This is a genomic window from Aquimarina megaterium XH134, assembly GCF_000520975.1.
In the GTDB taxonomy this organism is placed as follows: domain Bacteria; phylum Bacteroidota; class Bacteroidia; order Flavobacteriales; family Flavobacteriaceae; genus Aquimarina; species Aquimarina megaterium.
The window spans coordinates 155,775-170,601 of the sequence record NZ_JACB01000004.1 but is presented as its reverse complement, the minus strand read 5'-3'; the positions used below and the strand labels follow the sequence as shown (position 1 = coordinate 170,601).

At 34.9% G+C, this 14,827-nt stretch carries 9 protein-coding genes; 1 reads left to right on the top strand and 8 read right to left on the bottom strand.

Annotated elements, in window-relative coordinates:
* Positions 1 to 33: 33 nt before the first annotated feature.
* The 8 genes from gap to Z053_RS0105775 form a co-directional block, all read right to left on the bottom strand.
* Positions 34 to 1,035 (bottom strand): type I glyceraldehyde-3-phosphate dehydrogenase, encoded by a 1,002-nt coding sequence (gap, locus tag Z053_RS0105810; RefSeq protein ID WP_025664099.1) that lies wholly within the window; start codon positions 1,033 to 1,035, stop codon positions 34 to 36.
* Between the two features lie 57 nt (positions 1,036 to 1,092).
* Positions 1,093 to 2,079, bottom strand: coding sequence for a 6-phosphofructokinase (gene pfkA, locus Z053_RS0105805; RefSeq protein WP_025664098.1), 987 nt, complete (start codon positions 2,077 to 2,079; stop codon positions 1,093 to 1,095).
* Positions 2,080 to 2,299: 220 nt separating this feature from the next.
* Positions 2,300 to 3,682 carry an alpha-amylase family glycosyl hydrolase gene (locus Z053_RS0105800; RefSeq protein ID WP_025664097.1) on the bottom strand — a complete coding sequence of 461 codons (1,383 nt, stop codon included), beginning with the start codon at positions 3,680 to 3,682 and terminating at the stop codon, positions 2,300 to 2,302.
* A 36-nt stretch (positions 3,683 to 3,718) separates the two neighbouring features.
* The gene (locus Z053_RS0105795) at positions 3,719 to 5,575 is read right to left on the bottom strand and encodes a glycoside hydrolase family 13 protein (protein WP_025664096.1); all 1,857 of its coding nucleotides are present in this window, start codon (positions 5,573 to 5,575) and stop codon (positions 3,719 to 3,721) included.
* Positions 5,576 to 5,774: 199 nt separating this feature from the next.
* A complete protein-coding gene (locus tag Z053_RS0105790; RefSeq protein WP_025664095.1) occupies positions 5,775 to 8,081 on the bottom strand; it encodes a glycoside hydrolase family 65 protein in 2,307 nt (768 codons plus the stop codon).
* Positions 8,082 to 8,201: 120 nt separating this feature from the next.
* Complete coding sequence (gene pgmB / locus Z053_RS0105785) at positions 8,202 to 8,864, bottom strand: beta-phosphoglucomutase (protein WP_025664094.1); 663 nt, start codon at positions 8,862 to 8,864, stop codon at positions 8,202 to 8,204.
* On the bottom strand, positions 8,864 to 10,246 hold the full coding sequence (locus Z053_RS0105780; protein WP_025664093.1) for an MFS transporter: 1,383 nt from the start codon (positions 10,244 to 10,246) through the stop codon (positions 8,864 to 8,866). Before Z053_RS0105780 ends, pgmB begins: the two co-directional genes overlap by 1 nt.
* 129 nt (positions 10,247 to 10,375) lie before the next feature.
* Positions 10,376 to 11,425 carry a LacI family DNA-binding transcriptional regulator gene (locus Z053_RS0105775; protein WP_323753818.1) on the bottom strand — a complete coding sequence of 350 codons (1,050 nt, stop codon included), beginning with the start codon at positions 11,423 to 11,425 and terminating at the stop codon, positions 10,376 to 10,378.
* Between the two features lie 471 nt (positions 11,426 to 11,896).
* Here Z053_RS0105775 and Z053_RS0105770 point away from each other — a divergent pair, with 471 nt between their 5' ends.
* Complete coding sequence (locus Z053_RS0105770) at positions 11,897 to 14,824, top strand: SusC/RagA family TonB-linked outer membrane protein (RefSeq protein ID WP_025664091.1); 2,928 nt, start codon at positions 11,897 to 11,899, stop codon at positions 14,822 to 14,824.
* Positions 14,825 to 14,827 lie beyond the last annotated feature (3 nt).

The following is a 14,827-nucleotide window of genomic DNA, read 5'->3' as shown; positions in this document are numbered from 1 at the left end:
TCTCGATTACGCTCAGATAGCTAATACTATACTTTATAAATTACCTACATGCATTGATAAATCAACCAACTTCGTAGAATATCCAAATTCATTATCATACCAGGATATCAACTTAAAGAAATTCTCATTTAGTGCTATTCCTGCATTAGCATCAAACACAGAAGTTTGTGATTCTCCCACAAAATCCTGAGATACTACAGCTTCTTCTGTATATCCGAGAATACCTTTTAATTCATTCTCTGAAGCTTTCTTTACAACAGCCTTAAGTTCTTCATAAGAAACCGATTTTTTAGTTTTTACAGTAAGGTCTACTACAGAAACATCTACTGTAGGTACTCTAAATGCCATACCGGTTAATTTTCCTTTTAAAGCAGGAATCACTTTGGTAACTGCTACTGCAGCTCCTGTAGTAGAAGGAATAATGTTATTTAATGCACTACGTCCTAATCTATAGTTTTTCCTCGACGGAGAATCTACTGTAGACTGTGTAGCTGTAGAAGCGTGTACTGTGGTCATCAACCCTTCTTCTATGCCAAAATTATCATCTATAACTTTTGCTAACGGAGCTAAACAATTTGTAGTACATGAAGCATTAGAAACAATGGTATCAGAAGCTTTTACGTCGTTATGATTTACTCCCATTACAAACATTGGAGCATCTTTTGAAGGAGCAGAAATTACTACTTTCTTAGCTCCCGCTTTAAGATGAGCATCTGCTGTCCCTAATGTTGTGAAGATCCCTGTACAATCCATAACTACATCTACTCCTACAGCACCCCATTTTAGATCTTCTGGATTACGTTCGGCGGTTACTCGAATTTCTTTTCCATTGACCACAAGGTTACCATTTTTAAGTTCGATTGTTCCATCAAATTTCCCGTGTACTGAATCATATTCTAATAAATAAGCTAAATGCTCTACATCTAATAAATCATTAATTGCTACTATCTCTACATTATCACGTTTAGAAGCAATTCTAAAAGCAATTCTTCCAATTCTACCGAAACCGTTAATTCCAATTTTTAACGTACTCATATCTAAAATTTTAGTTGTTTTATTAATTTATACTGACTGTGGTTATACTATTCAAAATTATACAGAAGTGATATCTGCTACTTTTATTAATCCATCATGTTTATGAGGCCTTTTATCTAACGCAGTTTTAAGAGGTACAATAGTAACCACCTTATGAACAATCCCAATCATTACTTCACTTTTACCATTTAATAATGCTTCTACTGCTCCTACCCCAAGTTTACTGGCTAATACACGATCATAACAACTTGGTGGTCCACCTCGTTGGATATGCCCTAATACAGATACTCGTACTTCGTAATCATTAAGATTTTCTTCGACATATTCTCCTAGCTCAAAAATATTCTTGCCCGATTTATCCCCTTCTGCTACTACAATAATACTTGAGGTTTTTCCGGTTTTCTTACTTTTTCTTAGCGATTCTATAAGTCGCTCTACTCCCATATCTTCTTCGGGAATTAAAATTTCCTCTGCTCCTGCTCCAATTCCAGCATTTAAAGCGATATCTCCTGCATCACGCCCCATTACTTCGATTAAAAACAATCGATTATGAGAACTTGCAGTATCTCTAATCTTATCAATTGCCTCTACTACTGTATTTAAGGCGGTATCGTATCCTATAGTATAATCTGTACCGTTAATATCATTATCGATAGTCCCAGGGATACCTACTACCGGAAAATTAAATTCTTCTGATAATTTTAAAGCTCCTGTAAAACTTCCGTCACCACCAATTACAACAAGTGCATCAATACTATTTTTAACTAGGTTTTCATATGCTTTTTGCCTACCTTCTATAGTTCTAAATTCTTTTGAGCGGGCAGATTTAAGAAAAGTTCCTCCTTTATTTATAACATTACGAACAGATCGTGCATTTAATACTTCGACTTCATTATTAATAAGACCTTCATATCCTTTATAAATACCAAAACATTTTACATCGTAATAGCTACACGCCCGAACTACAGCACGAATTGCTGCATTCATTCCGGGAGCATCTCCTCCCGAAGTTAGTACGGCTATATTTTTAACTTTTTTTGTCATTGAGCCAAATCTATCGTTATTGATAGTAATAACCTAATTTGCCCAAAAACTAAAACGTTTTCGGTTAATAAATTCAGCTTTTACTGACAAAAAATGCATTATTTTAACACATATTCCTACATTAAATTAAGAATAAATTAATGTGTGCTTAAAATTGTAAAAAAATAAAAACGACTCGCAATAGCAAGTCGTTTTTGTAAATTAACACTACTAATTTTGATTATTCTTCAATCAAAATCTGATATTGCCATGCAGCAAATTCATATGCTGCACCAGATGATACTTCTATGATTTCTCCGGAAAGGTAATCTGTAAACTTTCCTTCATATGCCAAAGTAAACTTTATGGGTTCCTTCGTCATATTTGCAATAAAGATCACTTTATGACCGTCTTTTTCTCTTAAAAATGCTAATACACCAGTATCATCAGAAGTTTTAATACGAGTATATGAAGCAGCATTTTTACCACCATGCAGTGCTGGGTTTGTATTTTTCAGTGCTCCTAATTTTTCATATAATGGGAAAAATTTACCTTGTTTTTTTATAATAGTATCTTTTTCAAAAAACAAAAGGCGTTTATCCATATCATATTCCTGTCCAGAATAAATCAAAGGCATACCAGGTGCAAGGTACGTAAGCGCTGCTAACATCTCTTTTGCATCCCCCATTCTTTCTTCTACAGTACCATTCCAGGAATTTTCATCATGATTTGATGTAAAGTTCATTAAAATATCGTCTTTTGCATACATGGTATCTATCTGGGCCATTCTTTTATCCCATTCGGTAACATTAGCTTTTCCCTGGGCAATATCATTCATTTTATGATGAGTATCCCATCCATATCCCATATCAAAGGCATTTTCTAATAACTCGGGCTCCCAGCCTTCTGCCAGCATAAATACAGGTTTAATCTTTTTAAACTCTGCTACGGTTTTATTCCAAAAATCTACAGGAACCATTCCCGCCACATCACATCTAAAACCATCTACACCTTCTTCTTTTAACCAATACAACATATCATTTTTCATCTGCTCACGCATCTCCTGATTGTCATAATTAAGATCTGCCACATCGGTCCAATCTGTACCTTCGGTATGTGTGATAGCACCATTTTTATCTTTGGTGTAATATTCGGGATGTTCTTTTAACCAAATATGATCCCAGCCAGTGTGATTAGCTACCCAATCCAAAATCACATAGATTCCGTTATCATGAGCTGTTTTTACCAATGCTCTAAAATCTTCGATAGTACCAAATTCTGGATTCACCTTTGTGTAATCAGATACTGCATAATAACTTCCTAATGATCCTTTACTTTTGGTTGTAGAGATAGGATATATAGGCATTATCCATAATACTTTAACTCCCATTTTTTTAAGAACAGGGATATCTTTGGTAAATGCACTAAAGGTACCTTCTTCAGAATATTGACGAATATTAGCTTCATAAATAACTGCATTTTCCATTATGGCATCGCTAACCGGCGGAAGTGCTTCTTTTATTACCTCCTGAGTTTCAGTCTTGGCAGTGGTTTCTTCTTTTGTTGTCTTTCCGCAGGAAAATAGAATTCCAATTACTGTAAGACTTAAGATTATCTTCTTCATTTAATTAATTTATAGGTGGTTATTTGTGGTTATATTTTATTTTAAATCCAGTATCATTGATGTTTTGGCAGGTATACTAAAATCCTCGGTGATGTCTATATTAGAATCAGTAATAATATCGGTTCCGACGCTATAGTTTTTTATACCTTCTTTAAATCGGGTAATGTCTATTTTTTGATCTTTTAGGCTATTATTAATAATCACCATTACACTTTTCTCTTCATTATACCTGAAGTATACATATACATTATCAAAAGGAATAAATTGTAATAGTTTCCCGGTATGAATTACATTTGCTTTTTGCCTCCATTTTAATACTTTACTGGTAAAAGAATGAAATACTTCCTGGTCATTGGTTCTTCCATTTTTGGTTTCTGAAGATAAAAAGGCATTTTTTGTATCTCCCGGCCATCCGCCAGGAAAATCTCTGCGAATATCACCATCGCCTTTTTTATCGCGATTGCCCAACATACCTATTTCATCGCCATAATAAATTTGAGGGATACCACGAGTGGTAAATATCAAAGTCATCACCATTTTATAGATATCAATATCTCCTTGATATATTTCATTAATACGATTTGTATCATGATTTCCGGCAAATAACAGAATATTGTTGATATCGGGATATAGAAAGTCATTTGTAAAGTTATTATATGCTCTTATCATTCCCTTATCCCAAGAATTTTCGTCTTCGTTAAATAATACTGTAATGGCATCATGAAGCGTAAAATCCATTACCGATGGTAAATGAGAATTGTAGTTATCGATAGCTCCGATTTTACTATTTTTTTGCCAATACGCTATCTGTGACTGATTGTGCATCCATACTTCTCCTACAATATTAAAATTAGGATATTCGTCCATAATCGCTTTGGTCCATTTGGCTATCCCCTCTTTATCATTATAAGAATAGGTATCTACTCTAAAACCGTCTAGATCTGCATATTCTATCCACCAAATTGCATTTTGGGTAATATACTTAAGCAACAAAGGATTACTTTGATTCATATCTGGCATGGTAGTATCAAACCACCCGTTCATACACCCTTTACTATCTATTTGTGAAGCATTATCATCAAATTGGGTAGTCATACGATAATTACTACGTCTGAAACCTTCTGGCCATTGGTGTATCCAATCTTTGGTTGGTAAATCTTTTATCATCCAATGCTTAGATCCCCAATGATTTGTCACATAGTCCATAACCAGTTTCATATCCTGTTTATGCATTTCTGAGGCTAATCGTTTATAATCTTCATTGGTTCCATATCTTGGATCTATGCTATACAAATCACTTTGTGCATAGGTATGATACGAATACGTTGGTTCGTTATCTTCTAGTAATGGAGTACTCCATAATGCTGTAACTCCCAAATCTTTAAGGTAATCCAAATGATCAATTACTCCCTGAATATCACCTCCATGGCGCCCGCCGGGATTAGAACGATCTGCTTTTTCTACCGTGTCCTTATGAGAATCATTCTCAGGATTACCATTTGCAAACCGATCCGGCATGATTAAATACATCACATCGCTACTATCAAAACCTTTTCTTTCTGCAGAATTCTCTCTCCTGGATTTAAATTGATAAGGTTGAGAAAATACTACATTACCATTCTCTTTAAAATCAATTGAAACTGTACCCGCTTCAACCTCTTTGGTATCCAGAGTTATAAACAGATAGTTTGGGTTTTCGGTTTTGGTAATATCCCTAATCTTTATGTCTTTACTCTCTACATTATATTTAGAAATACCTTTTCCGTAGCACAGTATCTGAAGTTCGTTATCATGCATAGCACTCCACCAAAATGGAGGTTCCATTTTTTCTACCTGGGCTTGTGTTAAAGCAACCAGGCAAAAGGAAAACAGAACAATTAGTTTACTTTTCATTTTTATATATTTTATATTGATAGAAATGTTTATACAATCACTTTTTTGAAAACAATCGCTCTAGCAAAAAAGGTATTACTATTTCTATTAAGCAGAGTCGATAAAGTAGGGTTCATTCATCTTATTACAGCTCGACTCTGCTCTCTAGAAAAGGTTGGGGGGCAAAATTTATTACTAAAATCTATTTCTAAATAACCGATTATACAGTTATTAAACTGTTGGGAGAAATTTTAAACTCCTTATTATCTACATAAATTAATAATTCCTTAGTACCTTCAAGAGTAAACGATGTTCCTTCTTGAGATACTTTTACTTTAAGGATTTGATTTCTGAAATTTACATTAAAAGTATACCCTTTCCATTCTTTAGGAATTTTAGGAGAAAAAGACAAGGTATCATTCTTAATTCTAAGTCCTCCAAATCCTTCGACAATACTCATCCATGTACCTGCCATACTAGTGATATGCAATCCTTCTTCAACTTCCTTATTATAATCATCCAGGTCTAGCCTTGAAGTTCTCAGGTAAAAAGTATAGGCCTGATCCATTCTATCCAGAGTAGCTGCCTGTATACTATGAACACATGGTGAAAGTGAAGATTCGTGTACAGTAAATGGTTCATAGAAATCAAAATGCCGTGTTAATTCTTCTTTGGTAAATTGATCCTCGAACATATAAAACCCCTGAAGCGTATCTGCTTGTTTGATATAAGGAGAACGCAATATTCGATCCCAACTCCACTTTTGATTAATAGGACGTTGTGACTTATCTAAATTATCTACTGTAATCAATTCTTTATCTAGAAATCCATCCTGTTGTAAGTATACCTGGTATTTTTCTGAATATGAAAAATACATTTGACCAGCCACTTCTAACATGGCACTGATCTCTTCCTGATCTAAATTGGTTTTTTCTATAATTCTTTGATAATCGCTCGTATATTGTGTTTTTATTGTATTAACATTTTCTATACAATATTCGATACACCATTTTGCCAGGTAATTCGTATACCAATTGTTATTGACATTATTTTCGTATTCATTAGGTCCTGTGACGCCAAGGATCACATATTTATTTTTTTCGGTAGAAAATGTCGCTCTTTGATGCCAGAAACGAGCAATTGCGATCATGACTTCTAATCCCTTTTCTGTAACATACGTATAATCGCCGGTGTACCTAACATAGTTATAGATAGCAAATGTCATTGCGCCATTACGATGTATTTCTTCAAAGGTGATTTCCCACTCATTATGACATTCTTCGCCATTCATAGTTACCATAGGATATAATGCAGCTCCATTGGTAAAACCAAGTTTTTCTGCATTCTCTATAGCTTTTTCGAGGTGGTTATAGCGATAGGTTAATAAATTACGTGCTACGCCTTGATCTTTGGTGGCCATATAAAACGGAATACAATACGCTTCTGTATCCCAATATGTACTTCCTCCGTATTTCTCACCTGTAAACCCTTTGGGCCCGATATTTAGTCTTGCATCTTTACCAAGGTATGTTTGGTTGAGTTGAAAAATATTAAACCGGATTCCCTGTTGTGCTTTTACATCTCCTTCGATTACAATATCGGCCATTTCCCATATGCTCGACCATGCCTTCTTTTGTAAATTCAAAAGTGTATTAAATCCAGATTCTGAAGCCTGCTTAAGTATGGCTTTGCTAGTCGCTTGCAGATCTTCTTCTTTATGATTAAGAGATACTGTATATCCTCCAAATTTCGTAAGGCCTGCTGTTTCTCCTTTACGAACCTGAATTGTATATTTTAGATGTATGTATGTGCCATTCGCCTCTACTTTTGGTGATATATCTTTTTGTATACCATTAACAAATATCTGATTAGACATTCCTGTACACACATGGTAATCTGTCTTCATGGTCTTAGATAAGATATATGCAGCATTTTCTTCGTGTGCCAGGTTATAGGTATCCCAAAACTTATCGTCCCAATTGGTATCTTCGTTCATAATTCCCGAATCCAAATATGGTATCAATGCTATAGTAGCTTCTTGATTTACAGGAGTTACTTCATATTTAATTGCACCTATTTCATCTAGATCTAGGCTTAGGAAACGTGTAGAGATAACAGATACTTCTATATTATTAGATAAAACAGCATGAAACGAACGTTGATACCAACCTTCTTTCATATTTAATTCTCTTCTAAAATTAGTAACTGATTTACATGTATATAAATCTAGTTTTTCTCCATCGACCTCTATATCGATACCGATCCAGTTTGGAGCATTCAATACTTTGGCAAAATACTCTGGATATCCATTTTTCCACCAACCTACTCTGGTTTTATCGGGGTAATACACTCCTGCGATATAGCTTCCCTGAAAAGTAGGACCAGTATATGTTTCTTCAAAATTGGCTCGCTGCCCCATTGCTCCATTACCAATACTAAAAAGGCTTTCTGATGACTTAACTCGTTCTACATCAAACCCTTCTTCAATAATTGACCAGTTATCTGGTTTTATATAATCCTGATTCATCTATTATTTTTTATTCGTTTTTAGTAATCAGATCTGTATTGATATAGATCTGTCTAAAACATGCCATGAATTTTTTATCCTAAATCTTTAGGATGAATTGCTGTGGCTTTTTATATTTTACTAAACTTTTTTGGTCGTAACCAATTGATTTATAAACTCTTCTTTTATTTCTGTAAAATCTTTAAAAATGTAATCTGCCTCGTGTAGTACTTCTTGATTACCGATACCAATACTAACCATATTGGCTATATTTGCGGCCTTAATTCCGGCAACAGAATCTTCGAATACAATACAGTTTTCTGGGGAGATCCCTAATGCTTTGGCTCCTAATAAAAATACTTCGGGATCTGGTTTTGCTTTAGAAACATTAGTACCATCTACAATAGTATTAAACTTATCATAGAGTTGTACTTTTTCTAAAATCGCCCTGGCATTCTTACTTGCAGACCCCAAGGCTATTGCCTGGTTCTCTAAAATGAGGTATTCTAAAATTCTCGGTACATCGGGTAGGATTTCACTAGCATCCATCCCAGAGATATAAGTAAGATACTCTTCATTTTTTTCAGACATCAATCGACTAAATTTTTCTTCAGATATGGTTTTGTTTCCCCACTCCAGAATCTTTTCTAACGATTGTACTCTACTCACTCCTTTAAGTTGTTCATTCTGTTCTTCAGAAAAAGAAATCCCAAGACTATCGGCTAGTTTTTGCCAGGCCAAAAAATGGTATTTTGCAGTATCAACAATAACACCATCAAGATCAAATATAAATGCTTTCTTCATTACTCTATCTCGCCTTTTGGGTTATACGTTATTGCATCTTTATTAACAATTAATAAATTACACATTCCTGCAATGATCAAACTTATTCCTGCTACCAGCATTGCATTAATCGTTTCGTTTCCTATAAGTTTATAAGCAAAATTAACTCCGCCTACGGCTGCAATAATTTGGGGGATAACAATAAACATGTTAAATATTCCCATAATCACTCCCATTTTTTTAGGGTCTACGGCACTTGATAACATCGCGTATGGCATCGATAGAATACTCCCCCAGGCAAAACCTACCAAAGTAAAAGAGAGAAATAACCATTCTGGCGAAGGGATAAAATACATCGATATAAAACCGAAACCTCCTAAAACCAGAGATCCCAGATGAACCCATTTTCTATTAATTCTTTTTCTAGAAGTATAAAAAGTTAATATCAAAGCAAAAGCCATAGAGGACAATCCATACATTCCCATATATCGACCTACTTCGTTAGATGATTTTTGAAATGCTGTATTTGCTTTTTCGAATGCTGCAGCCGATTCTGGGACATCCATATTAAATGTGGATTCGACCGGTGCAGGGGTATTAAAGACATGTTCTGTTAATGCGGGATTTGCAAGGCTCCACATGGTAAAAAAGGCAAACCAGCTAAAAAACTGGATAAGCCCTAGTTTTTTCATGGTAAGAGGCATACTACCAATATTATTCAAAATATCGGGAATAAATTGGTTCTTTTTCTTCTTTTCTCGTTCAAATTCTTCCATATCCTCGGGAGGGTATTCAGAAGTTGTAAAAACGGTATACAGAATACTTGCAAGAAAAACAAAAGCTCCAATAGCAAAAGCTATTTTTACCGACATTGGGATCACGCCGTTTGGAGCGGCGTCACTTACTCCCATTTGAGAAATCATCCAAGGTAAATTACTAGCTACCCAGGTTCCAATACCTATAATAAGTGTTTGAGTAACAAATCCGTATGATCGTTGAGATTCTGGTAACTTATCTGCTACCAAAGCTCTAAAGGGTTCCATAGAAATATTTATAGAAGCATCAAGAATCCATAAAAATCCCGCTGCTACCCATAAAGTCGGAGAATGAGGTACCAGAAACAAAGCTATAGAACTTAGTACTGCTCCTATTAAGAAGTAAGGTCTGCGTCGACCCCATCTTGGGCTCCAGGTACGATCACTTAAGTATCCTATAATCGGTTGAACCAAAAGACCTGTCAAAGGAGCTGCAATCCATAATAAAGGTATTGCGTCTTTTTCTGCGCCTAAGGTTTGGAAAATTCTAGACATAAATCCGCCTTGCAGTGCAAAACCGAATTGAATTCCCAGAAAACCAAAACTCATGTTCCAAATTTCCCAGAAACTTAATTTACGCTTGTTCATCAAGTAAATGTTTAATTATTACTATGATAAGCGAAACTACTTATCAAAACTTATTTTAGTAGAAAGTGAAAATATAAGTCTTGATCGAGGTCAAAGATATTATAATTTTTTAATTAAAATAGCCTCTCCTTATTTTTTTGTCGATTTTCTTTCAATCAGACTTGTATCAATAATAACTGTCCTATACTCCTCTGTTACAGCATCATCCCCTTCTAATTTATCGATAAGAAGTTTTGCTGCTCGTATTCCCATATCTTCTCCATGTTGGCTTATTGTAGTTAAGCTTGGGATAAAATGTTTAGAAAGAATACCATCTGTAAAGCCAATAATAGCAATGTCATCAGGGACTTTTTTGCCTTGTTTATCTAGAACTTTGGCTGCTGTAACTGCAAATAATTCATTTACTGCAAAAACAGCATCTATATCCTTATTTAGTAAGAAATCCGAAATTTCGGCTTCACAATTATCTATATCCTCTATTTTAAGAATAAGCTCTTCTTTTTCAGGAATATCATAAGCTCTTAATGCTCTTAGGTACCCATTAGTTCTTAATTTACCTACACTTATATAATCTACCGTAGTAAGAATGGCTATTTTCTTACATCCAATAGAAAGCAAGTGATTTGTAGCGGTTTGAGCTCCTTTGGCATCATCTATAATCACTTTATCACATACAACCTCATCAATAATTCTATCAAAAAGTACAACAGGCATTCCCTGGCTCATCGTCTCTTCGATATGGTGATAATCCTTTTTAAGCTGTGTTTCTTTGGCTACAGATAGGATAAATCCATCGGCACTCCCACTGGCCAGCATTTCTAAATTAATAACCTCTTTATCAAAAGAGTTGTTCGAAGAACATATGATTACATTGTACCCTTTTTCATTCGCTACCTTCTCTACCCCACCAATTACTGTCGTAAAAAAGTGGTGCACAATTTCTGGAATAATAACACCTATGGTCTTAGTTTTCCTATTCTTAAGGCTTAACGCTATATTATTAGGCTTGTAATTGTATAGCTTGGCAAAGGCTTTTACCTTTTGCCTGGTATCTAAACTTATCTCTGCACTATCTTTTAATGCTTTAGATACTGTAGAAATAGAAACATCCAGCTCCTTTGCTATTTGTTTTAATGTAACTTTTCTCTTCATCCTTATTCCTTTTATTGTTTTTATCATCAGATCAACCTGATATAAATCTACATGAAATGTACTATAAAAACATGTTTAATTATCCTAAATCAATATGTATAGCCTTTTCATTATTCGTATCTTTTAAAAGTCATTTGAACTTTTAATTGTGGGCTGCAAAAATGCATTTTGCACCCTAATTTCATCTTTTTTTCACACCGTAGCTATGGTTATGCTATTCAAAAATGGATTTATTATAGCACAAAAGTCTATTTTTTCGCTTCCATACAAAAAGTTCAAAATGACTTTTTAGTTAAAAATCAAATGTAAGCATCAAAATATGCCATATGACCAGAATTATACTTAAAATTTTGATAGAATTCCAAAAGTTTTCCACACGCAAACGTTTGCGTAAGGTTCGGACTACAACTTGACAAAAAATTAACACAAAATTTACATACTTTGGTTGCAGAAAGTGAAAATATAAGACGTAAAACAATCAAAAACTAATTTAATTTTATGAAAACATTTACCAAAAGCGCATTGTTTTTATTATGGTTGATACCAATGAGCTTTTTTGCACAGTCAACTGTTAATGGGACAGTTACTGATGCTGGAAGTGGTCAGCCCATTCCTGGTGTAAATATCATTGTTAAAGGAACCACAAACGGAACAACTTCTGATTTTGATGGTAACTATACTATAAACAATGTTAACAATGAGGATATTATTGTATTCTCTTATGTTGGATTTATACCTCAAGAAATGGTATATAGTGGTCAGGCCACTATTGCTATCACATTAGAAGAAGATGCCGCAGAACTCGAGCAGGTAGTACTAATTGGATATGGTGCCACCAGAAAGAAAGATCTAACAGGATCTGTTGCTTTGGTTACATCAGAGGATTTCAATACGGGTAACAATGTTACTCCCGAAAACCTATTTAACGGTCGAGTTGCAGGTGTATCCATTAACACTAACGGTGGTCCTGCCGCTAATTCTGAAATCAGAATCAGAGGTGGAGCTTCACTAAACGCATCTAATGATCCACTAATTGTTGTAGATGGCTTACCTCTAAATGATCCAGGAGATTTAGCCAATGGATCAAGATCTATTCTTTCTTCAATCAACCCCAACGACATTGAGTCCTTTTCTATTCTTAAAGATGCATCGGCAGCTGCCATTTATGGTAACCGTGGTGCAAATGGTGTGATCATTATCACCACCAAAAAAGGAAAAAAGAACTTACAGATCAGTTTAGATTCTAAAACTAGTGCCACTCGTGCTCATGAAACGGTAGATGTTTTTTCTGCAGATGAGTATAGAGCATTTATTGCAGAAAATTTCCCTACCCGTGTTGCCGATTTAGGAACTGCAAACACAGATTGGCAGGATGAGATTTACAGAACGGCTTTTTCTACAGATCATAACCTATCTGTAAGTGGTTCTCTTATGCAAGTCTTACCTACAAGAGTTGCCATAGGAAGATCAGATCAGGAAGGACTTAGAAAAACATCTAAGTTTGAAAGAACTACGACATCTCTTTCTTTAAACCCAAGATTATTTAATAATCATCTAAAAATAGACGTAAACGCTAACTTAAACTTTGAAAAAAACCGGTTTGCGCCAGGTGTAGAAGGGGCGGCTATTACTTTTGATCCAACTCAGCCAGTCCTTGACTCAAGTTCTCCCTACGGAGGTTTTTTTGAATACCGAGATTCTAGTACTGGATTTGCCTCAAGCAACGTTCAGAGAAACCCTCTGGCTCAACTATTACAAACAAAAGAGATCGCTAACGTAAGACGGTACTTCGGAAACATAAAACTGGATTATCAATTACACTTCTTTCCCGATATACGCGCTGTAGTAAACCTGGGAATAGATGATAGCGAAACAGACAGATTCCAGGAACGTTCTACCGAAAGTGCAACCGGTTTTAATGCTACACAAGGAGAATTTTTAGGTTTTAAATCAGATACAGATCTATTAGTAAAAAACCGACTTCTCGATGCTTACCTTAAGTATAACAAAACTCTTGGTCGATTAGATATCGAAGCTACTGGAGGATACTCGTATCAAAAATTCGAATTAGATAAGTATGAAACAGGAGATCAGCGTGATCCGGGTAATGTCCCAGAGAGAACTATTGATCCAGACGAAGTACTACTGGCTTATTTCTTAAGAACCAACCTAAAATTTAATGACAGGTACTTTTTAACCGCTTCTATACGTAGAGATGGTACTTCCCGATTCGGAGAAGATAACAGATGGGGATATTTTCCTTCGGCATCTTTTGGGTGGCAAATAAGTGAAGAAAATTTCCTTAGAAACTCATCTACAGTAAGTAATTTACGATTACGTTTAGGATATGGTATCACTGGTCAGCAGGATATCGATCAAGCCTATGCATATCTAGAGCGATACAGAAGAAGTAGTCCTCTTACACAATATATTCTTGATGGAGAGCTCATCAATATTGTACAGCCACAATTTAGAAATGAAGATATCGAATGGGAAAAGATAACCGAATATAATATCGGTTTAGATTACGGTTTCTGGAACGATAGAATTAGTGGTGCAATCGATGTGTTTAGAAAAGAATCTGATGATTTACTTTCTCAGGCACCCATCCCCGATGCTGCTAACTTTTCTAATCAAGGATTTCAGAATATCGGTAAGTTTATAACAGAAGGTATAGAGTTTTCTATTAGTGCCGATGTTATTAGAAATAGTAACTTAAAATGGAATGTAAGCTATAATGCAACATTTATAGATAGAGAAATAGAAAGTCTAGCATTTGGTCAGGATATCTTAACTACTGGTATTGGTGGTGGTACGGGTAATACAATCCAGATACATAGACAAGGAGAGGCTCCGTTCTCATTCTTTACCTATGCACAAATTTATGATACCAATGGCAGACCTATAGAAGGAGCATATGCCGATCTTAATGGTGATGGAATCATTAATAATAATGACCGATATATTTCTGGTAAAGGTACTCCAGATTTAATCATGGGACTTCAATCTAGTGTAAGTTATAAGAATTTTGATTTTAGCTTTAGTATGAGAGCTAATATCGGTAATGAAATTTATAACAATGTTGCTTCTTCAAATGCACAACGAGGTAATATATTTAGAACTGTATTTAATAATACACCATCATCAATAGTAGATACTAATTTCCAGAGTACTTCAGATGTTATTCTTTCTGATTATTATATAGAGGATGCCTCTTTTCTACGAATGGATAACATTACATTAGGATATACGCTTAGAAACCTTATGAAAGGAGTATCTAGTCTTAGATTATGGGCTGGAGTACAGAATGCATTTGTTATTACTGATTATTCTGGATTAGATCCCGAAATTCAAAATAACGGTGTAGACAATACTATTTTCCCTAGAGGAAGATCACTCTTACTGGGAATAAATTATAAATACTAAAAA